This window comes from Glycomyces sp. NPDC046736 (assembly GCF_040645615.1).
GTDB lineage: Bacteria > Actinomycetota > Actinomycetes > Mycobacteriales > Micromonosporaceae > Glycomyces.
Window position 1 is genome coordinate 54,358 of sequence record NZ_JBEYYO010000002.1, and the last position, 26,005, is coordinate 80,362.

Annotated in this window: 37 protein-coding genes; 28 read left to right on the plus strand and 9 right to left on the minus strand. The window is 68.6% G+C overall.

The window, feature by feature from the left end:
- Nucleotides 1-89: 89 nt before the first annotated feature.
- Nucleotides 90-479, minus strand: a complete 390-nt coding sequence (locus AB0B28_RS02090; protein ID WP_360115003.1) for a hypothetical protein — start codon at nt 477-479, stop codon at nt 90-92.
- 32 nt (nt 480-511) lie between these two features.
- Complete coding sequence (locus AB0B28_RS02095) at nt 512-790, minus strand: hypothetical protein (RefSeq protein WP_360115006.1); 279 nt, start codon at nt 788-790, stop codon at nt 512-514.
- A 321-nt stretch (nt 791-1,111) separates the two neighbouring features.
- On the opposite strand from AB0B28_RS02095, the gene AB0B28_RS02100 reads away from it, so the two are divergent.
- On the plus strand, nt 1,112-1,864 hold the full coding sequence (locus AB0B28_RS02100) for a hypothetical protein (protein WP_360115009.1): 753 nt from the start codon (nt 1,112-1,114) through the stop codon (nt 1,862-1,864).
- Nucleotides 1,865-1,867: 3 nt separating this feature from the next.
- Here AB0B28_RS02100 and AB0B28_RS02105 read toward each other — a convergent pair whose 3' ends face one another.
- Nucleotides 1,868-2,362: a hypothetical protein gene (locus tag AB0B28_RS02105; protein ID WP_360115012.1), complete on the minus strand. Its 495-nt coding sequence runs from the start codon at nt 2,360-2,362 to the stop codon at nt 1,868-1,870.
- Nucleotides 2,363-2,446: 84 nt separating this feature from the next.
- Here AB0B28_RS02105 and AB0B28_RS02110 point away from each other — a divergent pair, with 84 nt between their 5' ends.
- From AB0B28_RS02110 to AB0B28_RS02135, 6 genes are all read left to right on the plus strand, one after another.
- Nucleotides 2,447-2,791: a type VII secretion target gene (locus tag AB0B28_RS02110; RefSeq protein WP_360115015.1), complete on the plus strand. Its 345-nt coding sequence runs from the start codon at nt 2,447-2,449 to the stop codon at nt 2,789-2,791.
- Nucleotides 2,792-2,793: 2 nt separating this feature from the next.
- Complete coding sequence (locus AB0B28_RS02115) at nt 2,794-3,324, plus strand: hypothetical protein (RefSeq protein WP_360115018.1); 531 nt, start codon at nt 2,794-2,796, stop codon at nt 3,322-3,324.
- Between the two features lie 123 nt (nt 3,325-3,447).
- Complete coding sequence (locus AB0B28_RS02120) at nt 3,448-3,978, plus strand: YwqJ-related putative deaminase (protein ID WP_360115021.1); 531 nt, start codon at nt 3,448-3,450, stop codon at nt 3,976-3,978.
- A gap of 9 nt (nt 3,979-3,987) precedes the next feature.
- Nucleotides 3,988-4,452: a hypothetical protein gene (locus AB0B28_RS02125; RefSeq protein ID WP_360115024.1), complete on the plus strand. Its 465-nt coding sequence runs from the start codon at nt 3,988-3,990 to the stop codon at nt 4,450-4,452.
- Nucleotides 4,452-4,901 (plus strand): SUKH-3 domain-containing protein, encoded by a 450-nt coding sequence (locus AB0B28_RS02130; RefSeq protein ID WP_360115027.1) that lies wholly within the window; start codon nt 4,452-4,454, stop codon nt 4,899-4,901. The genes AB0B28_RS02125 and AB0B28_RS02130 overlap by 1 nt, the downstream gene beginning before the upstream one ends.
- A gap of 17 nt (nt 4,902-4,918) precedes the next feature.
- Nucleotides 4,919-5,254 carry a hypothetical protein gene (locus AB0B28_RS02135; protein WP_360115030.1) on the plus strand — a complete coding sequence of 112 codons (336 nt, stop codon included), beginning with the start codon at nt 4,919-4,921 and terminating at the stop codon, nt 5,252-5,254.
- Here the strand turns inward: AB0B28_RS02135 and AB0B28_RS02140 are convergent, their stop codons facing one another.
- Entirely contained in the window at nt 5,255-5,623 is a 369-nt protein-coding gene (locus tag AB0B28_RS02140) for a hypothetical protein (RefSeq protein WP_360115033.1), read from the minus strand.
- A 95-nt stretch (nt 5,624-5,718) separates the two neighbouring features.
- Here AB0B28_RS02140 and AB0B28_RS02145 point away from each other — a divergent pair, with 95 nt between their 5' ends.
- From AB0B28_RS02145 to AB0B28_RS02235, 19 genes are all read left to right on the plus strand, one after another.
- The gene (locus AB0B28_RS02145) at nt 5,719-6,414 is read left to right on the plus strand and encodes a YbaB/EbfC family nucleoid-associated protein (RefSeq protein ID WP_360115036.1); all 696 of its coding nucleotides are present in this window, start codon (nt 5,719-5,721) and stop codon (nt 6,412-6,414) included.
- A gap of 60 nt (nt 6,415-6,474) precedes the next feature.
- The gene (locus AB0B28_RS02150; protein WP_360115039.1) at nt 6,475-7,212 is read left to right on the plus strand and encodes a hypothetical protein; all 738 of its coding nucleotides are present in this window, start codon (nt 6,475-6,477) and stop codon (nt 7,210-7,212) included.
- Complete coding sequence (locus AB0B28_RS02155) at nt 7,209-7,511, plus strand: hypothetical protein (protein ID WP_360115042.1); 303 nt, start codon at nt 7,209-7,211, stop codon at nt 7,509-7,511. Before AB0B28_RS02150 ends, AB0B28_RS02155 begins: the two co-directional genes overlap by 4 nt.
- Nucleotides 7,511-8,473, plus strand: a complete 963-nt coding sequence (locus AB0B28_RS02160; RefSeq protein ID WP_360115045.1) for a hypothetical protein — start codon at nt 7,511-7,513, stop codon at nt 8,471-8,473. The genes AB0B28_RS02155 and AB0B28_RS02160 overlap by 1 nt, the downstream gene beginning before the upstream one ends.
- Nucleotides 8,464-9,852, plus strand: coding sequence for a hypothetical protein (locus AB0B28_RS02165; protein ID WP_360115048.1), 1,389 nt, complete (start codon nt 8,464-8,466; stop codon nt 9,850-9,852). Before AB0B28_RS02160 ends, AB0B28_RS02165 begins: the two co-directional genes overlap by 10 nt.
- 70 nt (nt 9,853-9,922) lie before the next feature.
- The gene (locus AB0B28_RS02170) at nt 9,923-11,542 is read left to right on the plus strand and encodes a hypothetical protein (RefSeq protein ID WP_360115051.1); all 1,620 of its coding nucleotides are present in this window, start codon (nt 9,923-9,925) and stop codon (nt 11,540-11,542) included.
- Between the two features lie 15 nt (nt 11,543-11,557).
- Nucleotides 11,558-11,896, plus strand: a complete 339-nt coding sequence (locus AB0B28_RS02175; protein ID WP_360115054.1) for a hypothetical protein — start codon at nt 11,558-11,560, stop codon at nt 11,894-11,896.
- A gap of 219 nt (nt 11,897-12,115) precedes the next feature.
- Entirely contained in the window at nt 12,116-12,541 is a 426-nt protein-coding gene (locus tag AB0B28_RS02180; RefSeq protein ID WP_360115057.1) for a hypothetical protein, read from the plus strand.
- Nucleotides 12,542-12,598: 57 nt separating this feature from the next.
- A complete protein-coding gene (locus AB0B28_RS02185) occupies nt 12,599-13,342 on the plus strand; it encodes a hypothetical protein (RefSeq protein WP_360115059.1) in 744 nt (247 codons plus the stop codon).
- Nucleotides 13,335-15,080, plus strand: a complete 1,746-nt coding sequence (locus AB0B28_RS02190) for a hypothetical protein (protein WP_360115062.1) — start codon at nt 13,335-13,337, stop codon at nt 15,078-15,080. Before AB0B28_RS02185 ends, AB0B28_RS02190 begins: the two co-directional genes overlap by 8 nt.
- A gap of 132 nt (nt 15,081-15,212) precedes the next feature.
- The gene (locus AB0B28_RS02195) at nt 15,213-15,593 is read left to right on the plus strand and encodes a hypothetical protein (RefSeq protein ID WP_360115065.1); all 381 of its coding nucleotides are present in this window, start codon (nt 15,213-15,215) and stop codon (nt 15,591-15,593) included.
- A gap of 619 nt (nt 15,594-16,212) precedes the next feature.
- Nucleotides 16,213-16,545 (plus strand): hypothetical protein, encoded by a 333-nt coding sequence (locus AB0B28_RS02200; protein WP_360115068.1) that lies wholly within the window; start codon nt 16,213-16,215, stop codon nt 16,543-16,545.
- Between the two features lie 66 nt (nt 16,546-16,611).
- Complete coding sequence (locus AB0B28_RS02205) at nt 16,612-17,247, plus strand: hypothetical protein (protein ID WP_360115071.1); 636 nt, start codon at nt 16,612-16,614, stop codon at nt 17,245-17,247.
- Nucleotides 17,248-17,352: 105 nt separating this feature from the next.
- Nucleotides 17,353-17,724 carry a hypothetical protein gene (locus tag AB0B28_RS02210; protein WP_360115074.1) on the plus strand — a complete coding sequence of 124 codons (372 nt, stop codon included), beginning with the start codon at nt 17,353-17,355 and terminating at the stop codon, nt 17,722-17,724.
- A gap of 13 nt (nt 17,725-17,737) precedes the next feature.
- The gene (locus AB0B28_RS02215) at nt 17,738-18,715 is read left to right on the plus strand and encodes a hypothetical protein (protein ID WP_360115077.1); all 978 of its coding nucleotides are present in this window, start codon (nt 17,738-17,740) and stop codon (nt 18,713-18,715) included.
- The gene (locus tag AB0B28_RS02220; protein WP_360115080.1) at nt 18,715-19,512 is read left to right on the plus strand and encodes a hypothetical protein; all 798 of its coding nucleotides are present in this window, start codon (nt 18,715-18,717) and stop codon (nt 19,510-19,512) included. Before AB0B28_RS02215 ends, AB0B28_RS02220 begins: the two co-directional genes overlap by 1 nt.
- A 79-nt stretch (nt 19,513-19,591) precedes the next feature.
- Nucleotides 19,592-19,891 (plus strand): YbaB/EbfC family nucleoid-associated protein, encoded by a 300-nt coding sequence (locus AB0B28_RS02225; protein ID WP_360115083.1) that lies wholly within the window; start codon nt 19,592-19,594, stop codon nt 19,889-19,891.
- Complete coding sequence (locus tag AB0B28_RS02230) at nt 19,888-20,250, plus strand: YbaB/EbfC family nucleoid-associated protein (protein ID WP_360115086.1); 363 nt, start codon at nt 19,888-19,890, stop codon at nt 20,248-20,250. The genes AB0B28_RS02225 and AB0B28_RS02230 overlap by 4 nt, the downstream gene beginning before the upstream one ends.
- Nucleotides 20,251-20,297: 47 nt before the next feature.
- Complete coding sequence (locus tag AB0B28_RS02235; RefSeq protein WP_360115089.1) at nt 20,298-21,179, plus strand: hypothetical protein; 882 nt, start codon at nt 20,298-20,300, stop codon at nt 21,177-21,179.
- Nucleotides 21,180-21,195: 16 nt separating this feature from the next.
- Here AB0B28_RS02235 and AB0B28_RS02240 read toward each other — a convergent pair whose 3' ends face one another.
- The 5 genes from AB0B28_RS02240 to moaC all read right to left on the minus strand — a co-directional run bounded on the left by AB0B28_RS02240 (nt 21,196) and on the right by moaC (nt 25,072).
- The gene (locus AB0B28_RS02240) at nt 21,196-22,188 is read right to left on the minus strand and encodes a Gfo/Idh/MocA family oxidoreductase (RefSeq protein ID WP_360115092.1); all 993 of its coding nucleotides are present in this window, start codon (nt 22,186-22,188) and stop codon (nt 21,196-21,198) included.
- 185 nt (nt 22,189-22,373) lie between these two features.
- Nucleotides 22,374-22,787, minus strand: a complete 414-nt coding sequence (locus AB0B28_RS02245; RefSeq protein ID WP_360115095.1) for a molybdenum cofactor biosynthesis protein MoaE — start codon at nt 22,785-22,787, stop codon at nt 22,374-22,376.
- Nucleotides 22,784-23,947, minus strand: coding sequence for a molybdopterin molybdotransferase MoeA (locus AB0B28_RS02250; RefSeq protein ID WP_360115098.1), 1,164 nt, complete (start codon nt 23,945-23,947; stop codon nt 22,784-22,786). The genes AB0B28_RS02245 and AB0B28_RS02250 overlap by 4 nt, the downstream gene beginning before the upstream one ends.
- A gap of 100 nt (nt 23,948-24,047) precedes the next feature.
- Nucleotides 24,048-24,584: a MogA/MoaB family molybdenum cofactor biosynthesis protein gene (locus AB0B28_RS02255; protein ID WP_360115101.1), complete on the minus strand. Its 537-nt coding sequence runs from the start codon at nt 24,582-24,584 to the stop codon at nt 24,048-24,050.
- On the minus strand, nt 24,581-25,072 hold the full coding sequence (gene moaC / locus AB0B28_RS02260; RefSeq protein ID WP_360115104.1) for a cyclic pyranopterin monophosphate synthase MoaC: 492 nt from the start codon (nt 25,070-25,072) through the stop codon (nt 24,581-24,583). The genes AB0B28_RS02255 and moaC overlap by 4 nt, the downstream gene beginning before the upstream one ends.
- 113 nt (nt 25,073-25,185) lie before the next feature.
- On the opposite strand from moaC, the gene AB0B28_RS02265 reads away from it, so the two are divergent.
- Both AB0B28_RS02265 and AB0B28_RS02270 read left to right on the plus strand, forming a co-directional pair.
- Nucleotides 25,186-25,551: a hypothetical protein gene (locus AB0B28_RS02265; protein ID WP_360115107.1), complete on the plus strand. Its 366-nt coding sequence runs from the start codon at nt 25,186-25,188 to the stop codon at nt 25,549-25,551.
- The gene (locus tag AB0B28_RS02270; protein WP_360115110.1) at nt 25,544-25,945 is read left to right on the plus strand and encodes a hypothetical protein; all 402 of its coding nucleotides are present in this window, start codon (nt 25,544-25,546) and stop codon (nt 25,943-25,945) included. Before AB0B28_RS02265 ends, AB0B28_RS02270 begins: the two co-directional genes overlap by 8 nt.
- Nucleotides 25,946-26,005: the final 60 nt, after the last annotated feature.

A 26,005-nucleotide genomic window follows, 5' to 3' on the forward strand; every position in this document is an offset into this window, starting at 1 on the left:
GTCGCCGGACTTGCGCTCCCTGTCCCGGACCGGCGCGGGCGGCCGGGGGGCGGAGAACTTGGCGACGGGCTGACGGCGATCCTCGCCGCTCATAGGCGCTCCTCAGGTCGGACAGGCTCCACGAGTGTGGGCCTCAAGCGGATCGAACGGGTCGTGAACGCGGGGATCCGCACTTCGTGGCCGGCGTCCCTCGTGTGCTTCCAGTCGGTGAGCAGCGTGCGGAGGACGGAGGTCGCGGGGCGGTCGGCGTCGACGTAGCGGAAGATCAGCGAGGTCGCGACGAGGGCGAGGGAGATCTCGATGGCGGGGAAGAGGTCGACGTCGCCGGTGAACGCCCAGCGCAGCAACATGAACAGTGCGAGAAGAGCGGCGAACGCCCCGTACTGCCCGTAGGGGAGGTGGACGGGGAGGGTGTAGCCGGGAGGGCCCAGGTACAGCAGGCGGGCACGGTAGATGTCGTCATCGGTGCGCAAGCGCATGGGCTTCCTCCGTCCGGCCTCTCAGCGGGCTCTTAGTCCTCGGAGCTGAACAGGACGTCGACCAGGCCGCCGCCGACGGCCACCAGGACCACGGCCCCGGCGATGAAGGCGATGCCGATGATGGCGATGGTCGAGGAGGTGAGCACGCGGCTGACCTCGCCTTTGTTCGCTCGCGCGATGAAGATGAGGCCGAGGATGGCCAGGAGGATGGGGGCGATCTTGGACAGGAAGAACCCGATGATCCCCTGCGTGTTGATCTCGGCGCCAGCTTGGGCGTGCGCGGCCACCGTCCAGAGTGTTTCGCTCATCATCGTCAGTCCCGTCCTTTCGTCACAGGGGTCACTAGAACCTCAGGTAACACAATTTTCACTCATGTTTCTTGTCTCCCAACCCATTGCGGGTTCTGCCCTCATCATATGCCGGACCCCTGACGGAACGCACCTTCGTCGGCTCGAAGAGCGACCGTGAGGCCACTGAAACAGATCCGCGGGCGGGGGACAATCCGATGGCCGTGATCACTCCGTGTCGGTAATCCGACACTAAACTGGGGCTGCCCAGTGTCCTACGCTCGAAACCGGCGCGGGACCGCACAATAGAGCGGCATCGGCCGACACGACCTCGCGGAGACCACCTTGGACTACATCGACGACATCGCCGGGCGGCTCACCGTCGCCGCGATCGCCTTCGCCGTCGCCGGTCTGGCCCTCGCCGCGCTCTCGGCCGCCGCGCTCGGCGGGGTGCGGGCCGCGGAGAAGTGGCCTTCGGCTCCGGTGCCGAGGCTCGGGCGGCCGCTGGTGATGAGCGGGGCGCTCGTCGGGTTGGTGGTGTTCGCTCTGGCGGCGGGGCTGTTCTCCTTGGCGCAGATCGGGACTGTGCTCAATGCGAACCTGCGGGTGCTTTTGGCCGTCGCCGTCGACTTGATGGCGCTGGCTGTGGGATTGTGGGTGGTGAGCTCGGTGGCGGGGAAGGTCGAGATGCGCACGCTCATCAATGTTCCCGACCAGATCCAGGCCCCGCCGCCGCTTCCCGTTTCCGGCGACCCCACGAGGTTCCAGATGCCTGACTACACCGAGACCCCTTCCGAGCCCGAGTATTCGCGCCCGCCTGAGCCGCGGACGCCGTTCGCGCCCGACACCGCTGCCACGGGGAGTCTGCCTGCGGTGCCTACGATCCCGACCGACACGCGTCCTGGCTGGGTCTTCCAGGACCGGGGGACCGGGGCTTTTTATGCCGCGGTGGCGCAGAGCCGGGGCGGGATCAGTCTGCTTGCGCTGGACGACTTCACGATCGCCCGGACGGCTTCTCTGGTTGGGCCGCTTGAGCTCGTGGGGTCGGTGGAGGCCACGGTGTGGCCGCTGGAGAACGGATCGGAAGCGGTGCAGTAGGTCTCAGGCGAGGCGGGAGAACGAACCGAAGTCGTCCGCGCCCGGATTCGGCACGTGCAACTCCCACGGGGTGCCGTCGCGAGTGACGAACTCGTGGACCGAGCCATAGGCGGTCAGGTCGGCGTCGAGATCGGCGGGGACGAGCTCGGTCGCCGCCGTCGCCCGCTCCAGCCAGGTGAGGAACCGCAGGTATCGGCCCCAGCTGCGGAAGCCGGTGACCGGACGCAGCCCGCCGACGACGTCCCAGTCCGAGCCCTGCCCGCTCGCCGCGTCCAAGCGGAACAGGCTGCCCCTGGCCGGCGGCTCCGGCTCCTCAAGGCACCACACCTCGCCCGCGGGGCCCTCGAAGTGGTACAGGTCGGAATAGGCCGCCTCGGGTCCACCGGCCGGGATCGGTTGCAGCGCACCGCCCTCCACGAGCCGGTCCACTGCCCGCAGCGCCTCGCGGTACTCGTCCCAGCCCCGAAACCCATTGACCGGGCGGAGATCGAAAGTCATGATGCAGGCCTTTCGCTAGGGGTGAAGGTGTGGTGGGCTCGTGTTAACGTGTGTTCGAGTTGTCACCATCCAAGGGGGCGTGCCTTGTTCGGTCTCATCATGGTGGAGAGCCAGGCCATTCGCAGTGCCGGGCAGCAGATGAAGCAGTTCGCGTCGCAGGCGGGGAGCCTGCCGCAGAGTGCGGTGCAGGCCGCGCAGAGCGCCGAGAGCGCCAATCGCGGGTTCATGTGCGCCGACGGGGCGAAGGACTTCGCCGACGACCTCGAAGCGGACATGAAGGACCTCCAGGCGCACTGGGAGGACACGGCCGAGGTGCTCGAGGACATCGCCGAGCACTGGGACAAGGCCGATGAAGAGGGCGCGGCCGACTTCAAGCCGATCGAGTCGGACCTGTCCGGGTTCAAAGTCCCCACGATCCAGGGCGGGTAGTCATGCCTACATTCCAGCAGTGCCTCGACGCCAACCCGGCCGAGCTGATGTCCCTCGGCATCTCGATCGGGGCGGCCGCCGCGCAGTTGACCGCGCTGGGGACGAGTTACGGCTCTACGGTCGCGGGGCTGGCCGCGTCATGGCAGGGCGAGGACTACCAGGCGCTCGTCAAGTGGTCGATCGAGGTCGCGACGTTCATCGGGCGCAGTGACGCGGCGATGCTCACCTGCGCGGGCGGGCTCGAAGGCGTCGGGGCTTCACTCATGGCGACGTGCATCGCGATGAAGGCGACCAAGCAGGCCGCCGAGGCCGCCGGGTACAAGGTGCTGCCGACGCCGTTCGTGATCCTCGGGCCGAGCCAGTGGTCGCAGGTGTCGGCGGCCACTGTGGGCGCTCCGGCGGTGCTCGCGGCATACCAGGCCGGGGCGATCGCGTTCACCACCGCGCTGGTCTCGATGTACACGGCGATCATCGCCCAGGACACGGCCGGATACGCGGTGATCAGGACGGCGCTGGCGCTGAGCCCCTCCTAGCCGAAAGGTCGACCTCCCCCGATGACCACCGGCAAGCACGACGGACCCCTTCCGAGTAGCTCGCGCCGCCGTTCGAGCGCGAACCCCGGTTCCACCGCGCCGAGCTCCGACCGAATGAGCAGCGTGACCGCCGCGCAGGACCGCGCTACGCTTCGCCAATCGCTGCGCGACAAGATCGACGAGGTCAGCCAGCCTGGCGGGTGGAGCGGCAAGAAGCGCAAACCCTGCATGAGCGCGGTCATGGACCGCACGACCGGCGACATCTACTACAACCACAACGTCAAGGACGCGGTCGACCCCGACGACCTCGACCCGCTGCTGCGCGAGCGATACGACAAGTGGCTGAACAAGGACAACGGCAGCGGGTGGAGGCAGCTGGAGGAGAACCAGTCGATGCACGGGGTCCCGGGCCAGCACTCCGAGGTGCGCGCGCTCAACGAAGCGCTCAAGAATGCCCGGAGCCAGGGCCGCGAACCGAAGCTCAGCGACTTCATGGTCGAGAACGCCAAGGTGACCAGGGACGACCTGCCTTCGCACAAAGTGCCCATGCCGTGCTGCGCGAACTGCGCGCAGATGGTCGACGGCACCGACGGAGCCTGGGGCGGCTGGACCGAGCCGTTCGGAACGAAACTCGAGATGTGGGACAGGAGTTAGGGTGATCGCGTGAGACCAGACTATGACCCCGTCGCTCAGATGGTGCCCGAGGACGAAGTGGACCTTGACAACGACCAGGTGTACTGGCGGGCGGGGGCGCGGTTGGACGGGGTGCTCGGGGAGAGGCTCGGCAACGGGAACTTCGAGTACCTCACGTACCGCGACGGGATTCAGGACGGGCCCGCCGGGGAGCTGACTCCGGACGGCGACTTCGTGTACGAGGAGTGGTACCGGGGGAACTTCCGGTACGGGATCACGCGCTGGTTCCGGCCGGACGGGACGATCCGGCGCGCGGCCTGCTACGAGTACAGCGTCGAGGTCTGGTCGGTCGAGTTCGCCGAGGACGGGCGGCGGTCGACCACGTTCCGCGACCTGAGCGACGCCGACCGGCGCGTCATCGAGATCTTCCGCCGCGACGCCCCGCTGCCGCCGATTCCGGGGCCGGAAGCGGCCGGGGACCTGGCGGTGCATTGATGATCCGGGAGGGGCGGCTCTCGCCGGAGCTTCGCTCGGCGCTGGTCGAGGCGGGGTGGAGCGCGGGGCGGAAGGTCGACCTCGCGGGGCTTCGGGCGGAGATGGACTCGTACGGGTACCGGATGTCGGGGGCCGCGGCGTCGCTGCTCGAATCGTTGCACGGGTTGAGGATCGAAGGGTATGTCGGCGAGGCCGACCCGCTGGTCGTGGACCCGACCGAGGTCGGGCTGGAAGGCGGGCGGGATACCGAGCGGCTCGAGTCGCGGTTCGGCGGGCACTGGTTCCCGATCGGGACCTGGCTGTACAACGGCGACGTGTACATCGAGGACGGCGGGCGGATGGTCTTCACGTTCAACCTCCAGTGCTGGAACCTCGGCGACACCGCCGAGGAGGCGCTCGAACTCGCGATCTGCCTCGACCGGCCGCTCATGCCAGCGCCCGGGGACTGACCTTGGAGCACGCGAGCGTGGACGAACTGGTGGCGGTAGCCGACCTGGTCACCGATGTGCTTGCGGCAGCGGGGATAAGGTCGACGTTCGACTCCGGCCCGGGCTCGGAGGGCCGGGCGTACCTCATCATCGACGACGGGGACAACGGCCGAGGCGTGTACGTGACCTGGACGCCCGCCGAGGGCGAACCGCGCGCTTCAGGCGGCGAGTCGGTGACGGCGAACGCGGTGGAGCGCCTTCAGCGTGTCCTGCGCGCTGCCGGGATCGACGCCGAGGAGACCGACCCCGACTTCTACCCGTACTACCTCGAAATCCTGAGGGTCCCCGGCCCTGGCGCGGGCCATGCCGGGTGATCAGTCGGGGGCGGTGACGACTTTCAGCAGGTAGGGGTCGAAAGGATTCTCGGCGTCGATGGCTTCGATGGCCGCGTTTCGGAGGGTTGAGCGGAGGCGTTCGGTTGCGGCGGTCATCTCGGCGTCGAGGGCGACGGGGCTCGGCGCAGCGCCGGGGCGGTAGAGGGCCTCGTGCGAGGGGAGTCCTCGATCCCAGGTGACGAAGACGCCTCGGTCGGCGTCGTCGCCGTGGTCGACGGTGATCTGCGCGGCCGCGAAGTCCAGTAGGCGCTCACTGAACTGCCACTGGATCCCGGCGGCCTCCAGCGCGTCCGCGACCAGGTCGCGGACGCGGTCCAGTGCTTCATCGTTCGCGTCGTCGAGGTTCACTTGCGGCCCTTCGGGTCTGGGCCAGGGCGGAGGGGCGATCGCGAGGCGGCGGTATCATCGTGTTCGTCCCCTTCCCCGGCGTGATTGGAGTGGCGATGAGTGAGGCTAAGCCTTTCGCCTATGAGGTTCCCGAGGACTATGAGCGGTTCATCGAGGAAGGCCAGGCCGGGCTCGACAAGGTGCCGCGCAATGAGAATTGGGAGATCGCCCAGCGGGTGCTCGCGGAGGCTCCCAGCCGTGAAGAGGTGGCCGCCGCGCAGCGGCTCGCCGCCGAGGCCATGAGCGCACTCGCGGAGTTCCAGCAGGTCGAGCACACCGGGTACGACCCGGAGCAGCACGTGAAGGTCGTGCTCGACAACACCGGGCGGCTCTCGGGGATCGAGCTCGACGCGCGCGCCGTGCGGATCGGGAACAACGGCATCGCCGCCGCCTTCACGGCCGCTTGGACCGAGGCCGAGACCCGCCGCGAGGAGCACGCCAGCGCGTTTGCCGGGCGGTCCGTGGGCGGCGTCGCGTCCGAGGTCGAGCAGGTCATGCGCGACGCCGAAGCCGCGCTCGCCGCGCGCGAGCACGAGCGGTTCGAGCAGGCCACCGAGGACGGGCTGGGCCGGGTCGCCGTCAACCTGCGCGGGCGGATCAGCGAGGTCGTGTTCCTCCAGAACAACGTCCTCAACCTCACCGACCGCCACACGCTCGCCGAACAGCTGCTCGCGGCCGTGACCGCAGCTCAGGGGGCCGCGGCCGCGGCGGCCGACGCCGTCACCGCGCCGTATTACCACAGATTGGGGTAGATTACGGTCCGCACAGGTTCGCTATCCTCGGAGTGAACTCCACCGAAGTGAGCCCGTATCTTGAATGATCCCGAAGGCATTCTCACCGATCTCGACGACAATGTGAAGTTGCGGGTCGACGAGGGGAAGATCCTCGTCGAAGTCACCGCCGCCGGGTTCCGCCAACCCCTGGGCGTGATCGCCGGACTCATCGTCGAGGTCGCGGCCGAGCTGCCCAGGCCCGGGGCAGGGGCCGAGGGCGCGCTGAGCGCCGGGATCGAGACCATCGGGCGCTTCCAGGAGGCCGCCGCCACCGGCGGGTACGACGCGATGGCCGCGATGATGCGAGGGCGCCTGGGGATCGAGACGCCCGACAACAACCTGGGCCGCGACCCCGAACTCGACCGGATCATCGCCGGGCGGCTCGACAGCGTCCTCAAATCCATGCGCAGCGCCACCGCCGTCCAGGACGAGCCCCGGCGCGAAGTGCTCACCGCCGAAGTGACCAGCGCCCAAGGCGACCTCAGCGTCACCTCCAGCACCGACCGGGTCATCGCCGACGTCCACATTGGACCTGATGCGCGCGGGCGCGGCATCGACGGACTCGGCGAAGCCATCACCGAACTTGTCGCGGCGGCGCAAGATGAACTCAAACGCCGCTCCCAGGCCGCCGTCCGCGAACGACTCCCCGAGGGCATCGCCGAGACCATCGACGCCGCCCCCGCCGCCGCCGAGAGCGCCGCCCGCGAGAGCGCCGACATCTTCGACATCGCCCGAGGCTTCGGCGACGACGTGCAACGAAAGGCAGGCAGGGAATGAGCAGAGTCTTCGACCCCGAGTTCGTGCGCGGCCTCAGCGCCGGCATCGACGCCGACGTGGTGCCGATCCTGGAGTCCACCAACGAGATCCTGCCCGAACTCGGCGCCATCGACCGCAGCCTCTACACCGTCACCACCATCTCGATGGCCGTCGCCTACACCGCCGCCCACGCCACCGTCGCCGAATCCATGCAGGGCGCCGGGGAATGCTTCCGCGAACTCAACGCCGCGCTCGACGCCTGCGTGACCGACATGGAGGACGCCGACGCCGCGTGCGCCTCCGAATTCGGGAGCGCCTAGTGACAGCAGGGGAATCGCTCTTCGCGACGGGAGAAGCCATGTCGCCGTACTTCAACGGCGTCATCAAATCCTGCGCCACCGCGATCATGCCGCCCGCGGTCGTGCTCGGGCCAGCCGTGCAGGCGCTGGCCACGAGCATCTACATGAACCAGTGCAACCCAGGCGATCTGATGAAGGCAGCCGGGGCTTGGATGACGCTCGCGGAGCGGAACTGGGACGCCGCAGAGGCACTCCAGGCGCAAGTGGACACTGTGGACGGGACCAACTGGAACGGGGACGACGCCGACGCGTTCAGGGCCAAGGCCGGGGACTTCGGCGCGCAGCTTCAGGAGCTGGCGCTGAACGCGTGCCTGCTGGCCGCCGAGCTGATCGTCCTCGCGGTGACGTTCGCGGCGTACTGGGCGTACCTCCTGACCTGCACGATCGCGATGGACGCGTACCTGGTGGCGTACCTGTCGGCGATGGCGACCGGGGTGGGCGCGCCCGCGGCGGCGGGCATCCAGGCGAGCGCGAACGCGACCGCGGGCGCGATGGTCGGCTACGCGAAGACCACCGAGGGCGTGATCGCGACGATCTCGCACACGTGCGCGGCGCTGTGCGGGGCTTTCACCGTGTTCACGTTCGCATTCCAGAAAACCAAAGGGAACCCGGCGAACCCGTTGGACATCGCCGGGGCCGGGATCGTGGACATGCTCGAAGGCCTGACCACGTACTACGCGCGCAAGTTCACGATGACCCCGGCCGGGAAGCACCACCAGACCGCTTGGTGGCAGCACGGGGTGCAGGCGGCCACGAATGTGTTCCCGACCTACCAGGGCGGGGACCTGTTCGACTCGGACAACTGGAACGGCGGATTCGACGGCGGCGGGGCCGGACTCGGCGCGGCTGACGGGGCGATGAACGGGCTCGATCAGTATCTGCCCGAAGGGCTTTCGAATCCCGACGAGGTGAAATGGACCTGATCCACGGGGTGAGCCCGCGTTTCCGCGCGCCGCTCTCGGGGTGGGAGATCGCGCCGCTCGGCAAGGGGCCCAAGGAAAGACGCGAGGGCGACGGGGAGCTGCGGCTGCGGGTCGGGTACTGCGCGGCCTATCCGGCCGCGACGATAGCGGAGCGGATGATCCGCGTCCAGAAACTTCGGCAAGACGGCGATCCCATTGTGACGCAAGGGCATCTGCGGTCGAGCCTGGTGCCGGTGGTGCTCGTCGACGGCGAGGCGGTGGCGTCGGGGTGGGGTTCGATCACGGTGCCGCTCGCGCCGGGGCGTCACCTGGTGGAGGTGCAGAGCCAGCATTCGCGGGCGTGGCGGGCCGTCGAGATCTCGGCCGGGAAGGCCGCGCGGATCGACTATGTGGGGATGCTCGGCGACCAACATCGCGCGTACGGCGAGCTTGAGGTGCCGAGGCGGTTGCGGCACTTGAGCGGGCATGCGCTGGGGCCGCGGGGGCGGTTCAACTATTGGCAGTACCTGCCCGCGAACGCGCGCGAGCGGCGGAGCTTCATCGCCGCGATCCTGATGATGTTCTTGGCCCCGTTGACGTTCTATGGTCTGATCCGGGTCGGGGTGTTCGAAGACGGCGCATTGTCGCAGGAGGCCGGGTTCGCGATCGCGTTCGGGCTGCCGATCTTGGCGGTCGGGTTCTGGGGACTGCGGGTGCTGTGGACGTACTTGCGGTACAACCGATGTCGGCCGGAGCCGCCGCTTGAGCGGGCCGGAGGGCCGGTCGTGCTCGATCGCGAGGGCGAGGTGCCTGAACCGAGTCCCGGCGCGGCTGCACTGCTCATTGACGCCCGGTTCTTGAAGGCTGACTTGACCTCTGCTGATCTGGCCAGGCAATTTCCGCAGGGGCAGACGGTGATCGACCGTTCGCAGGCGCGAGCGCTCAATCGGGTGGGGGAGATCGTGCCGGTTGCGCACCGGTTTGCGGTGCCGTCGCCTCGGATCGAGCTCGCCAAGTCTGTGGGCGGCTTGCCGCTTTTCAGCCAGGAGATCGCCGCATCCTGGACTCGCATGTGGATCGAGGTGCCGCCTGGGGAGTACACGATCACTGCCCGCACTCCGGCCGCGCCTTTGCCGGTTCGCGGTGTGACGCGTCCTGAAAACGTCAGGACCGAGATCGTCAAGGTCGGGCCCGGAAAGGTCGCGACCTGCGATCTCGTGGTCGAGGTGACGGCTGTGCCCGATCCTGCCGAGCGCGCGCTTCACCTGTGGCAGTGTGCGATCGCCACTCTCGGTCCACGGGACGAGCCGAAGTCGCGGCGGGCGCCGCGGGTCGACGTGCGCGGCGGGATGCGGCGCATGGTCAACGGGCGGTATTGGGAGAGCGGTGACGGGCGGTGAGGTTCCTTGAACTGGCGCTCTGTTGCTACCGTGAAGGGAACCGCCGGTCCGCTCCAGTCGTGAGGTGTGTATGAGCGACAGCTCCTCCGAGCCCTATCAGGGCCTCGACGGTGCCACGCCCGCCGCGGGCGCGCCCGCTTTCGGGGCCGCTCCGCCCGCGCCGCCGCCCCCGGCGCCGCCGAGCGGGCCGATCGTGACGCTGCCCGGGGAATACCCCGAGGCGCCGCCGTTCCAGCCCTCCGACCCGATCGTGACGCTGCCCGGTGAGCCTGAGGTGTGCCTTCCGGCGCGGATGGGCTGCTCGAACGCCGAGTGCGGCAACCCGACCGCGCATCCGGCCGAAGTGGACTGGCAGCGGCTCGTTTCGGCCGTCCCGGTCGAAGGGCAGCTGTACCGCCTGCGGCCCAAGGAAGCCGGGATGTCGTTCCCGAGCGAGACGGACTTCCGCTCGGCGGTCTCGGCGGTGCGGCCCGAAGACCCTGACGCGCATGCGATCTCGCGACTGCGCGAGGCCTGGACCGGCGAGGTCGCGGGGAGGCTCGCGGACTGGTCGGAGCGGATCAAGTCGAACCTGACCGACCTGGCGGAGGGCTGGTCGGGCACGGACTTCGAGGCGTTCGAGACCGCGTGCGACCAGACGCGCGAGCTGGTCGACGACGTTATCGACGACATCGACGCCACGGTGACCAACCTTCAGTCCACTGAGGAGACGCTGTACGCGATCCAAGGCGGCGACTCCGGCGACATCCCCTATCCCGCGGCGCAGGTGTGGATCGACGGCGACTGGCACAGCTGGGTGTCCGTCCACATCAGACCCGCTTGGTGGCACGGCGACTGCATCGAGTACACCTGCCAGGACGCCGAGCACGTGCTCGCGCTCGGCGGGGCCGAACCCGAGATGGCCACCGAGATCATCGACTACATCGACGAGCGGGTGCTGCACTACGTCGACTTCTACTCCAGCCCTGTGAACATCGACCGCGACGGGCTCGACCCGCGCGGCATCACCGTGGACGAGGCCAAGCAGTTGGCCATTGTGGATGCTATGGAGCAGTACTCCACTCAGGTCACGCAGGCGTTCACCTCCTACGAGGGCAGGCAGAACGAGGTCAACGAAGACATCGGGCAGCGCAGCACCGACACCGACGGTGAAGAGCGCACGATGCGCACGATCCGCAGCGACAAGGACTATCCCGCCGTCGCCGACCCCGCGTACATGGACCTCGAACCCCCGGCGATGGACCCGCCGCACGGCACCCAGTCGCCGCTGGCCAGCGACGACCCCTCGCTCGAACCTCCGGCGGGCGAGGCTCCCGACACGAGCGATCCCGTTGCGCCAGAAGAAGACGACGATGACGAGGTCAGCGGTGGCCTCGCCTCCGGCGGCCCCGGATTCGGCGGCGGTGGTGGGATGCCCGGCTCGCTGCCGTCGGCTCCCGCCGCGACCTCGACTGCCGGCGGCGTCGGGCCCGGGGCGGGGATGGTCGGCTCGGCCGCGGTACCCGCCGCGGCCGCCGGCGGCGCAGCGGCTGCCGCGGGCTCGCGGGGCTCGGCGGCGATGATGGGCGGTGCGGGCGGCGGGATGCGCGGCCCCGGATCGTCCGAACAGGACAGAGAGCCCGATGTGGACCTCGTCGAGCACGAGAACATGTGGGGCTTCGTCAACGAGGACGACGACCCCTACGCCTAGGACAAGGAGCACCGAATGGCAACGCGCGCTTTCGATCCGGCCGCGCTCGAACGCTACCGGCAGTTCCTCGTCGAACTGCTCGAAGAGCTCGAGGGCGACATCATCCCGTCCCTTCGCGAAGGCACCCTCAAGAAGGCCCCGGCCTTCGGCTCCAGCCCCGGCGCCACCGAGAACGCCACCGTCGAATACGCCGACTTCCACGCCACCACCTGGCGCAACCTCCAATACCTCCGAGGCACCCTCCACGGCCTCATCGCCGGCCTCCAATCCGCGATCGAAAACAACGGCACGGTCGACCACCAGGTAGCAACAGACCTACTCCGCCTGACAGAAGGCGACGACCTCTACACCTGACCAGGCGGCATCGCCGGGCGAATGGGGCAGGGGCGGACATCAGTGACGGATGCCACCCCAGAAGGGGCGCGCTGGGGTGTCGGCGGGTGTGGATTGGTGGGTGGAGGGTCGGTTTGACCTGGGTTTTTCCTGCGGTTTGCCAGGACTGCACAGGTTGCGAGCCTTTGCTAACCTGAAAAATGACCTGAAACCCCAATCCCCTGGCCCCGGAGGACCCTAATGGCAGAGCGCAAGTTCGACGCTGACGCGGTAGCCCGGTACCGAGACTTCCTGCTGTATTGGCTTGAGGACGTACTCGAAGCCGAAGGCGGCCCGATCGACACGATCAAGACCGGGGCGCTGAAGAAAGCACCCGGGTTCGGTACCACCAGCGAAGGCATCAAAGCCGCGCAGACCTATTCGACGTCGCATTCAACGGCGTGGGGGAACCTCCAGGCGCTGCGCCAATCGCTGTTCGGCGTCATTCAGGCGCTCAACGCGGCACTCGAAGGTTACGAGACCTCCGAGGACTACACCGTTGACGACTTCAAAACCCAGTACGAAGAGATGTCCGCCAGTAGCAACCTGTTGTCCGCCGGTGAGATCGGTTCCGAAGCGGGGAACAACAGCGCCACCACGGAAGACTACTCGGATGCGCTGGGGTAATCGAGTTATGACCAGCGGGGCGACTCGCCAGTTTCGAAACATTTCAAGGAGTGCTGCATGAAGATCCGCAATGCAACCGGTGCCGCTGCGGTCTCGCTGGCATCCTTGCTGTTTCTCGGAGCCTGCGGCTCGGACGGCGAGAATCCCCCTCCGCCGGGCAGCAGCACCGACGATTCGAGCTCGACTGAAGGCGGGGCCGATACTGATGCCGCTGCTGTCTATTCCGAGATGCGGAGTTGGGACCCTTGCGAGGTTCTCGGTGACACTTACAGCGATCTGACTGAAACGCTTCGCGCGTTCTCCATTGACGAGGATTACATCAGCTCGGCGCCTGGTGGCGGGACACCGCCCGACCACGCCATGTGCTCGAACCTCGTGGAGTGGTCTGAAGAGACTGAGGACAATCCCGGCCTCGCCTCCGGCTACCTGGACATTTCGTATGTGCCTAAGCCGAATGAGGAGGAGGCCTCCGCGCGCTTCACCGAGCTGTCAGACATCGCGCGGGACCTATACGGCGAGGGCAACTATGCAGAGAAGGAAATCACAGGCTGGGACGAAGGTGTGCTCTTCCTGGGGAACTACGGGGTAGGGGATGCCTTCAAGCTTTATGTTCGCGATGGGGCCTACCTGATCGTGATCACGCTGGAGACGGGGAGCGAGCTCGTCACCGGGGGCCCGGGCAACCAAGCCGACTTCACGGTCGACGAAGCACGAGACTATCTGCTTGATGTGGCACTGCCCAGCATTCAGAGCGCCGTATCTGAACGACTGGAAGAGACGGGAGTGAGTTCCAGTGAGTGACAGAGGACCGACATTCGACGACAAGTTCGACGAGGACACTAAGCCGGTCGAACTCGACACCCTCGGGCATTCCGGTGACACGACGACGTTGCAGAACATCAACAACGAATCGTCGAGTTCCACGTGCGGTGAAGACGGATGCCCGCTGAAGAACAACACCGAGGTCGAGCTGGCTTGGCAGAACCTGATGTCCGCCGTGCCGAGGCGGGACGGTGCCGACGGTTCGTATCTTTATCCGGAGAACGACCTCTCCCACGCGATGCCTGATCCGGAAGACCTCCGCCGCATCATTCGGTCCGTCCGCCCGACTGGTGCCGAAGACCATGCCTTGGACAGCCTTTCGGAAGCATGGGACCAGCAAGTCAAAGTTCCGCTGGCGGAGCTTCCCGGCCTGCTTCATACCTATACGACCCAACTCGCCGAAGAGTGGACCGGCGACGACTTCGACGCGCTTGAAAGCAACATCGACGAGTTGAAGAAGATTGCCCAAGAGGTCGTCGACAGCTCGACCGAGCTTAGGGACATGCTCAAGAAGGAGTCTAAGGAGATCTGGGAAGCCCAGGGGGGTGACGAGGGTTTCATTCCCTTCCCCGCGCCCCAGTTGTGGACCAAGGAGCAGAACTGGTTCGTCGGGCTCTTCAAAGACGACTACGCCCACTGCCGCCCGCCATGGTGGAGCGGTGGGGAGTGCACACACATCACTCCCGACTACGCCTTGCAGATGGTCGGTTTCCCTCAAGGAACGATGGAGGAGTACAACAACACCATCGACACCGAAACCAGGCGTCGGCAGCAGGAGAACGAGGCTTACAACGAAGAGGTTCGCCAATACGTCCAAGACGGCGGCAACCCGCTCGCATACCCGCTCAAGCCCACCGACTGGGAGAAGCTGTACGTCGACGTTCGCGACGAGTACCTGCTCGAGAACGAAGAAGCCATGAGCAAGGTCAACACCGACTATGTTCAGGCTTCCGAGGACATCAACAACGACATCGTCGGCCGCGAGTACAACGCGAACACCACGTTCTCCTCGCACAGTGACCCGACCACGCAGAAGACCGCCACCACCGTCACCGACAAGGACCCCAACTTGAACGGCGGCGGCGGTCCCGGTGGCGGCGGTGGCATGCCCGGCGGTGGCGGCGGGCTGCCTGGCGGCGGTGGCGGTCCTGGCGACTACCCGGGCCTCGACACCCCCACTCCGGGCAGCATCGACGGCTCCGACCTCGGCAAGCCCGGCGCGTTCGAGCCCAACCCCAACAAGGACCCCAAGCTTCCCGGGACGGGCGGCTCCAACCCCTGGAGCCCCTCGACCAAGCCCGGTACCGGTGACCTGCCCTCCGGTGGTCTCGCCTCTGGCGGTGGCCTCGGTGGTGGCGGGCTCGGCGGTGGGCCCGGCGGCGGCCTCGGTGGGGGCGCCGGTGGCGGCCTCGGCGGCGGTGCCGGTGGCGGCATCCCCGGTGGTGGTGCCGGTGGCGGCATGGGCGGCGGCATGATGGGCGCCGGCGGCATGGGCCGCGGCGCCGGTGGTGCCGGTGCCGGTGGCGCCAAGGGCATGGGCAAAGGCATGGGCGCCGGAGGCGGTCGTGGCGGCATGATGGGCGGCGGCATGATGGGCGGCGGCGGTCGCGGCATGGGCGGCGGCCAAGGTGAGAACCAGGGCGAGAACAGCACCTTCCTCACCGAAGACGACGACGTCTGGGGCATCGGCAACGAAGACACCGACCCCTACGCATAAGCACCACAAACGATGCCGAGCCGCGAACCCCGCGGCTCGGCATTGCCTTTACCCCCGATCTGCGAGGCGAGTGTGCTCCCGAAGCGGTACTTCCTGCGAGGCTTCCGAAGCCCGAAGACCGCGTACGTCGGGATGAACACCGTGCTCTTCATGATCCCGGCGTCATTCGTCATGTCCCTCGTGCTCTGGTACTTGTCCGCGCCCGCCGACGAGGCTTCCGACCACGGTGCAGTGGTGTCGATCGAGAGCTGCGAGCGCGACATGATGAGCCTATGGTTCGGCAGGTCGTGCCAAGCCGAGGTCGAATGGTCCGAAGGTGAACGCGACTCTGTCGAGGTGAGCCGGGTGAACCGACTCGCCGAAGGCGACCGCGTCGTGGACACCACGTTCGGCATCGCACCCGCCGCCACGATGGAACGGCCCGACCTCAACATGTGGGTGGCATTCGCGGGGATCGGTCTGGTCGTCGGAGTCATCTGGTGGCACGTGCGGCGGTGGAACGCCCAGGATTGAGGAGCGACCCATATGAGCAACTGGGCCTCGCGCAGAAGCCGCCCGGGCAGGAGATATTGATGGTCAAGACCGACCGCAAGGCCATCCCCAAGAATCTGGAGCGGTCCTACCGGCGTTACCCGCACCGGCATAAGGATCTGCGCGGGCGGCGGGTGCGGGCGCGGCCGCTGTTCCACCGGGACCCGGCTCTCGAGGTGCTGCCCTCTCGGTTCGAGACGTTGCAGCGCAACCCGATCGCGACCGAGGACGGGACCGGGCGGCTCGAACTGGTGCTGGACGCGGCGGCCACGATGCCCGTGGCGCTGGTCGACGGCGAGGCCGTCGCGGTCGGGGAGGGCGACGTCCACGTGGTGCTGCCGGTGGGCACGCATGTGGTCGAAGTCCAAGGGGGCGTGGCCAACAGCCCCATCGTGGTCGAGATCGCCGAGCAGCAGAAGACGACGCTCACCTGGCTGGAGGAGGCCGACCGGACCGCCGTGTTCGGCCCCGATGTGGGCGAGTTCCAGCTCCCGGCCTCCAAAGTCTTCCTGTACGAGTGGCTCTCGATCGTGTTCCTCCTGTGTGGACTTCCAGCTGCGGTGGCGGTGAGCTTCGACATCGACCCGTCGCGCCGCCGAAGGTGCGCATTGACGGGCTCGAACAGCCCGCGACCTGGGGCAACTGGTGGTACCCGCTGGACCCTGGTACGCACACGGTCGAGGTCGACTTCAACACGGTGCCGCCCGGGTTCGCTGCGCCGCAACGCATCACCGGACGCTGCGAGTTCGAGGTGCGGGCGGGCGAGGTGGCCGCGGTGCGGGCCGACGCGCACCTCAACGTCGACCGCGGGCCCGGCGAGACCGGTCCCGTCCAGGTCCGGGACGGCCTGCTCTACGTCGAACCCGAAGAGTTCCAAGCCGAATGGATGGACGACCCCGTCAAACGGCTCGCCTATTGGAAGACGCCCGTCTGAATGCCAACGACCGTTATCGTGAGCGAACCCCTTGCACTGCGGTGCTGAACTCGAAGGAGCCCCTCCATGGTCGAGTTGTTGTTCGAAGGACTCGTGACCTCCGGGGTCGACTCGGTCGACCGCCGTGTCCACGCGAAACGAACCGCCCGATTCGCCGAGAAGCACGGCCTGCGTTACGAAGCGGTGGCCGAGGCGCCGCGCATCGCCCAGGCGTTCGGCGAGATCGGGACCGGGGCGCTGCGCAACCTCGTCTCCGGGCAGTTCGACGGCGGGCACGTGCTCGCCTGGGAGCGCACGGTCGCCGTGCCGCTCGGGGAGGACCACGTCGAGCATCAGAACCTGCACCCCGGCGGCGCGTTCATCGCCGTGCCGCTCGCGCGGGCCCGGCCCGGGGTCGTGGTGCGCAAGTGGGTGCCCGTGTTCACCAAAGACGAATGCGGTTGGCTCCCAGGCGGAACCAGGGTCCACCTCCAGGACGCGACCGCCGAGCGGCTCATGCGGGTCTCGGCGGTCGAGCACGCGTTCGCCCGCGCGCTCATCGACGAACGCGCGCTCCTGGCCAAGCCGCGCCGCTCCTGGGCCGTCCTCGGCGGGTGGGTCGTCGCGTGGGGCGAGGAGCGCCTGCGCCGCCGCGGCAAGCGCGGGCTGCACGCCGAAGTCGCGTTCCTGCGCGAGCTGGCGGCCCGCTGCGACCGGCTCTGAGCAGGCCCCCTGGGGGCCGTGGCAGCTTCGTTTTATGCTGGTTCGAACCGGTGGAAGCGCAGGCTCAGCGCTTGCGCGCAGGCACGAACCCCCCTGGAGGACAGCATGTCGGGACTGGGAGTGAACCCGGACGACCTGACCGCCGCGGCCACGAAGCTGCGGGAGGCGATCTCGTACGCGGACAAGGCGTCCGAGTACTCGACCGAAGCCGACCCCGAGTGGTGGATGTGGGGCGTCGCCGGACTGGTGACCGCACCGCTCTACTTCGCGCTCGCCGACGGGTGGCGGGACCTGCTCAAGGAGACCGGGGAGGCCATCGACGGCCTGAGCCAGCGCCTCGAAGACAGCAAGGACGGTTACGTCGAGATCGACTCGACCATCGGCGAGGGCTTCGCTTCGCTGCTCACCGACCTTTCGGGCGCGGCGGGCGACTACAAGAGCAACACCCAGAACGACCCCATGATCACCCAAACCTGAGGATCGGCCCGCGATGAGCGATCACGGAATGCAAGACTTCTCGGACTCCCCGAACCAGGGGAGCTTCGGCGAGGACTCGAACGGCAACGTCGCCGACGTCGGCAACGGCGCCTTGAACGCCCTCGACCACCAGACCCTCGTGAAGACCCCGAGCGCGATGAACCTGGCGATGAACGCCGGGACGTACTCGCAGGGTTTCAAGGACATGGGCAGCGACCTCAGGAGCGGCGGCTTCGGGCAGCTCGGTGCCAACCTCAAGATGGACTGGAACGCCATCAACAGCGGTACCAGCGGCGTCCAGAGCGGCATGGGGGCCAACCAGGGCAAGTACGAGAACTTCCTTTCGAAGTCCAAGGGCGCGGTCGGCCTCGACCCGCTGAAGTGGCTGGTCGGGACCCTCGTGGACTTCCTGGTGCAGACGTTCCAGCCGCTGGAGGACATCCTCGGCGTAGTCACCGGCAACGAGGCGCGCATGAACGTCTCGGCGAACATGTGGCAGGAGGTCGCCGGCGCGATGCCGCCGATCGCCGATTACATGAACACCGTGGTCGACGGCGAGCTGGCCGACTGGGAGGGCGACGCCGGTTCGGCCGCGCGCGCCCGCGTCATGGAGCTCGGGCTGATGATCGACGCGATGGGCTTCCTCGCGTACGGCATGCAGGGCGTGCTCCAGATGTTCGCCGGGATCGCCCAGGCGCTGCGCCAGTTCGTGCAGAAGCTGATCACCGACGGGGTCTGCTGGGTCATCAAGACGATCGCCCCGCAGGTCGCGGCCAGCATCGCGACGCTGGGCGCGTACGCGCCGGTCGCGATCGCCATGACCGTCGCGAAGATCGCCGGGCTCGTGCTCGACGCGATCCAGATGATCCAGGCTGCGATCCAGGTCTTCCAGGGCCTGGGGGACCTGCTGACCCTGATCCAGGACGTCTTCGCGATCTTCAAGCCGTTCATCGCCGAGCTCGTGAACGTGCCCAAATTCCAGGTGACGTAGTGGACTACCCCTACGGGCCGCAGAAGAGCAAGATCGGGCGCGCGCTCGACGTCGCAGGGAAGATCTACGAGCCGATTCCCGATCCGTTCGACAAGCCGCCGCCTACGCCGCAGGAGGTCGCTGCCGCCGCGGTGCGGATGTGGGAGGAGTACTCGCGGGAGCGGGGGCTGGTGTGGCGCGGCGCGCTTCCTGAGGGGGCTATCGCGGCCGACGCTCGGCTCGCGGCGCAGTTCGGGGAGCTGCGGGGGCTTCGGTACCCGCTCAACCAGGTTGACGGGTATTGCGAGGGCGTCTGGCAGGGCGTCCCGTTCTTCAGCTACACGGTGTTCAACCACGGCGAGGGCGGCAGCTTCTGGCCGTACCGGTTCGTGGGCACTCGCTTGCCCGAACCGGTTCCTGACCTGGTGTTCGACCAAGCGCTCGGCGCGAAGCGGCCGTACCACCTCGACTGGTACCCGTCGAATTACGAGGCGGTGCCCGGGCCGGTCCAGCCGATGCCCAAGGCCGATCCGAAGGCGGGGCTGCTCAGCCGGACCGTCGGCCGGGGCATCCAGCGGGCCGTCGACAAGGCGTCGGGCATGACCGCGCCCAGGCTGTACTGCGCGCCGGGGACCGGCTCTGCGGCGCTGGCGGCGCGGCCTTATGTGCGCGAGGTGTTCGTTCGCGGTTGGGGCGCGAGGGGGCACTGGCTGGTGATGTTCGAGCGCGAGGACCGGTATTTCCGGCACGACCGCCACCCGATCGAGACGTACCTCGACGAGTTCCTCGCCGTCAAACGTTTCGTGGACCACCCGTGACCACCGCCGACGTACCGTCCGAATCCGGCCACTGATCGAATCGAGTGGGGCCGCGAGCGCGGCTCCGGGAGGGAGTCCCATGGACCAGGCAGGGGAGATGCGCCAGCGCGCGCTCGACATCCAGCGGATGGCCACCGAGGCGCAGGCCGAGGTGGTGAGCGAGGAGGGCGAGGTGCGCGTCGTGAGCGCCCCGGGCGGGCGCGTCAAGGAGCTCGACCTGCGGCTCAACGCGTTCCAGTTGAGCGGGGTGGAGCTCGGCGAGCTGATCGTGGAGACCCTCCACGCCGCCGACGCGAAGGTCACCGCGGAGCTGACGGCCGCAATCACGAGGAGCATGAGCGGGGTCGACACCCTGCTCGGCGAAGGGGAGGAAGCATGAGCGACAAGCCGGGTCCGCAGGACATGATGGCCCGCCTGGAGGAGATCCAGCGGCAGGCCGAGACCACGCTGCGCCGTTACGAGGACCTTCAGCAGCAGCTCGGCGACCAGCAGGTCGAGGTGTTCTCCGAGGACGGGCGGATCGCGGTCAAGCTCGACAAGGACGGCAAGGTCGCCGAGATCCGCATCGACGAGTCCGCGATGCGGATGCGCCAGACGCTGAGCCCGACCATCGTGCGGCTCATCGGGGAGGCGCAGACGATCCACGAGGAGAAGAGCGCCGAGCTGGCGAAGCAGTTCCTCGGCGGGGACCCGAACCTCGCGGGCTGGCTCGACCGGATTCCCGGCTCGCAGCCGTAGTGCCGCTGGGTGACCGGATGGTTGCCCTGTACCTGTATGTTGCTCGCATGGGTATGAAAGACCGCCTTGAGCAGATGAAGCAGCGCGCGCAGGACGCCGGGAAGATGGTCGTCGACGTGGGCGTCGAGACCGCCCGCGAGAAGCGCGACGCCGCGACCGGGTTCGCGCGCGACAAGCGCGACGCCGCAACGGGTTACGCGGCCGACAAGCGCGACGCGGCGCAGACGTTCGCCTCGGACGCCAAGTCGGCGTTCAAAGAGGGCGACATCGAGGAGCTCCTGGGGCGGCTCCCGCTGCCGATCTCCCCTGTGGCCCAGGAATGGCAGTGGAGCCTTGGCAAGCTCATCACCTCAGGGAACAAGCCGCCCTTGGGAACCGGGATGCTGCTGGGGCTGCTCGACAACTTCGGCACGATCGACATCGGCCCGAAGGAGGTCGGGTTCGACGGCTCGACCGCCAAGTGGCACAAGGTCAAAGCGATCCGTACGCGTTCGCTCGACGGGATCGTGCAGAAGCTCTCGACCGACTCGTTCACCGACACCATCGCCAACCTGCTGCCGCCGGTGCCCGGGCGCGGCTGGGTTTCGGAGAAGGCCACGTCGGCGATCTTCACGATCTGGGCGATGGTCGCCGACCTCGCGATCCGCGACCCCGAAGCCGGTCGCCGCCAAGTGGTGTGCGAAATCGAGTACAAGGGCTGGATCCGCACCAAGGAGGCCGAGACCGGCTACTTCACCGCGCCGGTGATGGCCCTGCTGCCGAACCTCGACCAGGTGTTCCGGGAGGAGGCCCGGCAGCGGGGGATCGTCGTCGAAGAGGCCGAGGAGACCGCGATCGTCAACGCGGAGAACCGGGTCGCCTGGCTGCGTGAGAAGCACGCGGGCATCGTGGCCAAGCGGGAGGCGGCGCGCAAGGAGATCGAGTACTGATCCCCTTGCGGCACCGCTACTTCGGGTGGGTCTCGCCGGGGTAGCGCAGCCCGATCTGGGAGCGCACCTCGTCGAGGATGTCCATGACTTCGAGGGTGCTCTGCGGCGGCACGAGGGTCGACTCCAGGCGGCCTTGACGCAGCGCGCGGTGGACTTCGAGCGCCTCGTGCACGTAGCCGTGGCCCACGTACGGGGCCTCGAACTCGCGCGGCGCCTCGTTGTAGCGGACCAGCGTGTACCCGCTTGGGCGGTAAGCGAAGTCGCGCAGTTCGATGCGGCCTTCGGTGCCGGAGATCGTGACGTCGTTCGCGGCGCCGCCGCGGATCGAGCACGACAGCTGGGCGACCGCGTTCGGGTAGCGCAGGGTCATCGCGGTGTACGCGTCGACGCCCGTCGAGTCCATGACCGCGGTGGCGGTGATCGACTCGGGCGCGCCGAGGGCCAAGTGCGCCAACGTCACCGGGTAGACCCCGAGGTCCAGCAGGGCGCCGCCGGCGAGCTCGATGTTGCGCAGGCGATGACTGGGCGGGAAATCGCCGGAGAGCGCGAAGTTGCCGTGCACGGACACGACCTCGCCGATCATGCCCTCCTTGATGGCGCGGCGCATCTCGCGGATCGCGGGGTTGCAGCGAGTCCACATGGCCTCCATGAGGAACCGCTGGTGCTCGCGGGCGACGGCGAACATGGTGCGGGCCTGGGAGGCGTTGTAGGCGAAGGCCTTCTCGCACAGGACGTGCTTGCCGGCCTCCAGGAGCTGGAGCGTGGGCAGGTAGTGGTGGGAATGGGGGGTGGCCACGTAGACGATGTCCACTTCATCGTCGGCGGCGAGGGCCTGGACGGAATCCCAGGCGTGGGGGATGTCGTACTTCTTGGCGAACGCGGCGGCGCGCTCCGCCGATCGAGAGGCCACAGCAGTGACGCGGCAATCGTCGAGGAGGGCAAGATCTTCCACAAAGGTCGATGCGATTCCACCGGTCGCCAGGATTCCCCATCGGATCGGTTCAACCATGGACGTAAGCACATCACAACTTCCGGCGATCGTCAACACGAGGGTCAGCGGTACTATCTCCGCCAACCGGGCGATTTCCGTGCATCACGCGCACTGTGCGTGATGAGCGGGCACGAGTTGTGTAGTCGGTGTGACGCAGTCGCCGCGGGTTCGAGGCGCGGCCGTGGCCCGATCGCCGCTCGCGGTCAAGGGCAGTTGACCCATTCGTCGGTGCCGTCGTCGAAATGCTGGTGCTTCCAGATCGGCAGGCGCGCCTTGACCTCGTCGACGAGGTCGGCGCACGCGTCGAACGCCTCCTTGCGGTGCTCGGCGGCCACCGCGGCGACCAGGGCCGGGTCGCCGATCGCCAAGTCGCCCACGCGATGCGAGACCACCACGCCGCGAACGCCGGGGCGGGCCGCGATCTCCTCGGCGATCTCGCGGAGCAGCTCACCGGCGGAAGGGTGGCCCTCGTAGGAGAGGGAGAGGACGCCGCGTCCGTGGTCGTGGTTGCGCACGTTGCCCGAGAACGACACGACCGCACCGGCTTCGGCCGAGGCCACGGCCCGCTCGTGCTCGGCGGGGTCGAGCGGGGCGTCGAGGACGCGGGCGCGGATCATGACGAGACTCCTGGGACGGTGGCGAGTTCGACGGCGTCGCCCGCGGCGGCGGACGCGTTCGGGGGGATCACCGCGAAGCCCGCGGCCCCGGCCAGGCCGCGGAGCATCGCCGAGCCGTGGTGGGCGAGGCGGCGCCCGGCGGGGTCGAGCAGCGCGAGGTGGGTGAAGTCGCCGCGGCCGGGCACGTCCTCGGCCAGGTGCGCCGAGCGCAGCGGCGGCAGCGGGAGGCCCCTCAGGCCCGCCAGGAGCGGGGCCACGACCGTGACGACCGCGATCACCGCCGATTGCGGGTTGCCGGGGAGCCCGGCGATGAACTTGCCGTCCGCGGTGCGCGCCAACAGCATCGGGAAGCCGGGGCGGACCGCGACGGTGTTGAGCACGTACTCGGCGCCGATCTCGGCGAGGGCGGCGTGGAGGTGGTCGACCGGGCCGACCATGGTGCCGCCGGTGGTGCACACGAGGTCGGCGCCCGAGAGCGCTTCGCGGAGCGCGGCGACATGTGAGTCCAATGTGTCCTCGACCGGGCCGATGCTCGGCCCCGCGTCCGCCCCTGCGGCCGTGAGCATGTGGGGGATCATCGGGCCCAGCGAGTCGCGCACGCGGCCTTTGGCGGAGACACCGCTGGTCAGGAGCTCGTCACCGAAGACGACGACGCGCGCGGAGGGGCGGCCGTGCGCGGGGAGGGTGAGGTGTCCGGCGGCGGCGGCGAGGCCGATCACCGGGGGCGTGACGGGCGTGCCCGCGGGGAGCAGCTCCTCTCCGGCGCGGGCCTCCTCACCCGCGTCGCGCCATTCGCGCGCGGTCGGGCCGGTGACCAGGCCGTCCTCGACGGTGCCGTGTTCGAGGCGGATGAGGCTCTCGGCGCCTTCGGGGACCTGGGCGCCGGTCGCGATCGTGACCGCGCGGCCCGGTTCGAGCGGGTCGGGAATCTGCCCGGCGAGGACCGCGCCCTCGACGCGCCACGGGCCCGGCCCGGCGACGGCCCAGCCGTCGATCGCGGAGGTGGGGAACGCGGGCAGGTCGGACACGGCCGTGAGCGGCGCTGCCAGCGCCGAACCGGCAGCCTCGGCGAACGGCAACTCGCTCGCGGCCGGCCGGGCCGAAAACCCTGCGGCCCAAGCGGTCTCGCGGGCCTGGTCCCAACGGATCGGATCGGTCATCGGACGCGGGCCTCCTCGGCCGGGCGGACTGTGGGCGTTGCGGTCTGGGCTGTCCCGCTGATGGCGGGGCGGGCAGAGGTTCGGCGGGACGAGGTGATCATCAGGTTTCGGCCTCCGCGCCGGTCTCGCCGCGCGGGTGTTCGCCGCCGTCCTCGGCGCGCGTGTGATCGCCGTCGTGGAGCTGCGTCACCGCGTGGCTCACGAACTCGGCCGTGAGGACCGTGAGTGCGTCCTTCGCCGCGCCTCGCGAACCCGCCAGGTTCACGATCAGCGTCTTTCCGGCCGTCCCGGCGATCGCGCGGGACAGTGCGGCGTGCGGGGTCTTCGTCAGGCCCACCGCCCTGATCGCCTCGGCGATGCCGGGGACTTCGCGTTCGATGACGCGCCGCGTCACCTCCGGGGTCAGGTCCTGCGAGGTCAGGCCGGTGCCGCCGGAGGTGACGACCAGGTCGAAGCCGTCGTCGACCGCGTCGCGGAGGGCCTGCTCGACCTCGTCGCCGTCGTGGACGACCAGCGGGCCCGCAACGCCGAAGCCGCTGGCGGCGAAGCCCTCGATGAGGATCGGGCCCGACTCGTCGGCGTACACCCCGTCGGCGGCCCGGTTCGAGGCCACGACGACCAATGCGCTCACGCTCATGCGTCTCCACCTTCCTGCGGGGCGCGGCGCCAGACGCCGGTCTTCCCGCCGAGTTTCTCCTCGACGCGGACGTCGGCGATCACCGCGGCCGGGTCGAGAGCTTTGACCATGTCGACCAGTGTCAACCCCGCCACCGACACCGCGGTGAGGGCCTCCATCTCGACCCCGGTGCGGTCGGCGGTCTTGACTCGGGCGGCGATGTCGACGCCCGCGTCGGTGACCTGGAGATCGACCTCGACGCCGCTGATGGCGATCGGGTGGCACAGCGGGACCAGGTCGGGCGTGCGCTTCGCGGCCATGATCCCGGCGATGCGGGCGGTGGCCAGGGCGTCGCCCTTCTTGAGCGAGTTGCCCCGCAGCGCGGCGACGACCTCGGGCGTGGTGACGAGATGCCCGGTCGCGAGCGCCGAACGCTGCGAGCGCTCCTTGCCGGAGACGTCGACCATGCGGGCCGCGCCGGTCGAGTCCACGTGGGTCAAGTCGGTCATACGCCGAAGTCTAGTCTTGCGAGCGCTTCCGGACGCGCGTGCGACGCGGGCGCCGCTCACGGTGCGGCGGGCGCGCGGGCGGGGCTCGGCGGGGCTGTATTAGCGTCAGGTGCGTGATCGAATGGCTCTACCTCGCCGTCCAGGGCGCCGCTTTGGCGATGAGCGCCTGGTTCTTCGTGGAGACGGCGCGTTCGCAGCGGGTCGCGCGGCGGCATTTCGCGGGGATCGCGGCGCTGGTGGCGCTGCTGCTCGTGCAGCTCGCGGTGTCAATCGCGATCGTGCCGGGCGAGGCGGGCGGCGGGAAGGCGATGTTCTTCTCTTACCTGGTGACCACGATCCTGGTGCCGGTCGTGGCGAGCTTCTGGGGCTCGATCGACCGGAGCAGGTGGGGGATCGGGACGGTGGCCGCGTCGGGGCTGGTCGTGGCGGCGCTGATGCTGCGGCTGCACCAGATCTGGACGGTGCAGATCCATGTCTGAGGTCGGCGGGTCGCGGCCGCTGGCGGCCGGTTTCGGGCGGTTGATCGTGCTCGTGTACGTGGTGTTCGCGGTCTCGGCGGGGGCGCGGGCGCTGTTCCAAGTGGCGACGAAGTTCGGCGACGCGCCGGTGAGCTTCGCGCTCAGCGCGATCGCGGCAGCGATCTACCTGGTGGCCGCGATCGCGATCATCCGGGGGGCGGCGCGGCTCGCGCTGATCGCGGTGGCGATCGAACTGGCCGGGGTGGTCGCGGTGGGCGCTTTGAGCTTCGCGGTGCCGGACCTCTTCCCCGAACCTTCGGTGTGGTCGCATTTCGGCTCGGGCTACGGCTACGTGCCGCTGGTGCTCCCGGCGGCCGGGCTGGCTTACCTGCTGAAGCGGCGCCGCCCGGCTTAGGGCGTGCCTTGTATGGGGGCTCCCACCGCGATGCGGTGGGAGCCCCATACGAGGCGAGGC

Coding starts and splice junctions, on each gene's coding strand:
- AB0B28_RS02090 (WP_360115003.1), bottom strand. CDS start 479: ATGCGCTTGCGCACCGATGACGACATCTACCGTGCCCGCCTGCTGTAC.
- AB0B28_RS02095 (WP_360115006.1), bottom strand. CDS start 790: ATGATGAGCGAAACACTCTGGACGGTGGCCGCGCACGCCCAAGCTGGC.
- AB0B28_RS02105 (WP_360115012.1), bottom strand. CDS start 2,362: ATGACTTTCGATCTCCGCCCGGTCAATGGGTTTCGGGGCTGGGACGAG.
- AB0B28_RS02115 (WP_360115018.1), top strand. CDS start 2,794: ATGCCTACATTCCAGCAGTGCCTCGACGCCAACCCGGCCGAGCTGATG.
- AB0B28_RS02130 (WP_360115027.1), top strand. CDS start 4,452: ATGATCCGGGAGGGGCGGCTCTCGCCGGAGCTTCGCTCGGCGCTGGTC.
- AB0B28_RS02145 (WP_360115036.1), top strand. CDS start 5,719: ATGAGTGAGGCTAAGCCTTTCGCCTATGAGGTTCCCGAGGACTATGAG.
- AB0B28_RS02155 (WP_360115042.1), top strand. CDS start 7,209: ATGAGCAGAGTCTTCGACCCCGAGTTCGTGCGCGGCCTCAGCGCCGGC.
- AB0B28_RS02165 (WP_360115048.1), top strand. CDS start 8,464: ATGGACCTGATCCACGGGGTGAGCCCGCGTTTCCGCGCGCCGCTCTCG.
- AB0B28_RS02170 (WP_360115051.1), top strand. CDS start 9,923: ATGAGCGACAGCTCCTCCGAGCCCTATCAGGGCCTCGACGGTGCCACG.
- AB0B28_RS02175 (WP_360115054.1), top strand. CDS start 11,558: ATGGCAACGCGCGCTTTCGATCCGGCCGCGCTCGAACGCTACCGGCAG.
- AB0B28_RS02180 (WP_360115057.1), top strand. CDS start 12,116: ATGGCAGAGCGCAAGTTCGACGCTGACGCGGTAGCCCGGTACCGAGAC.
- AB0B28_RS02185 (WP_360115059.1), top strand. CDS start 12,599: ATGAAGATCCGCAATGCAACCGGTGCCGCTGCGGTCTCGCTGGCATCC.
- AB0B28_RS02195 (WP_360115065.1), top strand. CDS start 15,213: ATGAACACCGTGCTCTTCATGATCCCGGCGTCATTCGTCATGTCCCTC.
- AB0B28_RS02205 (WP_360115071.1), top strand. CDS start 16,612: ATGGTCGAGTTGTTGTTCGAAGGACTCGTGACCTCCGGGGTCGACTCG.
- AB0B28_RS02210 (WP_360115074.1), top strand. CDS start 17,353: ATGTCGGGACTGGGAGTGAACCCGGACGACCTGACCGCCGCGGCCACG.
- AB0B28_RS02215 (WP_360115077.1), top strand. CDS start 17,738: ATGAGCGATCACGGAATGCAAGACTTCTCGGACTCCCCGAACCAGGGG.
- AB0B28_RS02225 (WP_360115083.1), top strand. CDS start 19,592: ATGGACCAGGCAGGGGAGATGCGCCAGCGCGCGCTCGACATCCAGCGG.
- AB0B28_RS02230 (WP_360115086.1), top strand. CDS start 19,888: ATGAGCGACAAGCCGGGTCCGCAGGACATGATGGCCCGCCTGGAGGAG.
- AB0B28_RS02235 (WP_360115089.1), top strand. CDS start 20,298: ATGGGTATGAAAGACCGCCTTGAGCAGATGAAGCAGCGCGCGCAGGAC.
- AB0B28_RS02240 (WP_360115092.1), bottom strand. CDS start 22,188: ATGGTTGAACCGATCCGATGGGGAATCCTGGCGACCGGTGGAATCGCA.
- AB0B28_RS02245 (WP_360115095.1), bottom strand. CDS start 22,787: ATGATCCGCGCCCGCGTCCTCGACGCCCCGCTCGACCCCGCCGAGCAC.
- AB0B28_RS02250 (WP_360115098.1), bottom strand. CDS start 23,947: ATGACCGATCCGATCCGTTGGGACCAGGCCCGCGAGACCGCTTGGGCC.
- AB0B28_RS02255 (WP_360115101.1), bottom strand. CDS start 24,584: ATGAGCGTGAGCGCATTGGTCGTCGTGGCCTCGAACCGGGCCGCCGAC.
- moaC (WP_360115104.1), bottom strand. CDS start 25,072: ATGACCGACTTGACCCACGTGGACTCGACCGGCGCGGCCCGCATGGTC.
- AB0B28_RS02270 (WP_360115110.1), top strand. CDS start 25,544: ATGTCTGAGGTCGGCGGGTCGCGGCCGCTGGCGGCCGGTTTCGGGCGG.